We start from the raw sequence: 438 nt of genomic DNA on the forward strand, positions 1-438 counted from the left end.
TATCCGACGCGCGGATGCCCATCTTCTTCTCGGGCTTGCCGACGATGAAGCCCGGCGTGTCGGTCGGCACGACGAACGCGGACAAGCCGCGCTTGCCTTCGTCCGGATCGGTCATGGCAAAAACGATCGCCAGGCCCGCGCGCGCGCCGTTGGTGACGAACTGCTTGCTGCCGTTCAGTATCCACTTGCCGTCGCGCAATTCCGCGCGGGTGCGCAGGTTGTGCGCGTCGGAGCCCGCGTGCGGCTCGGTGAGGCTGAACGCGCCGACCGTCTTGCCGCTCGCGAGATCGCGCAGCCAGCGCGCCTTCTGCTCGGCCGTGCCGTAGTTCAGCACCGGACCGCAGCCGACCGAGTTGTGCACGCTCACGAGCGTCGCGCACGACGCGCAGCCCGCCGCGATCTCCTCGAGCGCGAGCGCGTAGGCGACGTAATCCGTAT

General features: G+C 68.5%; 1 protein-coding gene. It reads right to left on the reverse strand.

The annotated features are described in order from the left end of the window. The coding region (locus J5M58_RS27125; RefSeq protein ID WP_207880538.1) for an acyl-CoA dehydrogenase family protein at nucleotides 1-438 on the reverse strand (438 nt) is incomplete at both ends.

Source organism: Pseudomonas sp. 32_A (genome assembly GCF_017490905.1).
Classification (GTDB): Bacteria; Pseudomonadota; Gammaproteobacteria; order Pseudomonadales; family Pseudomonadaceae; genus Aquipseudomonas; species Aquipseudomonas inefficax.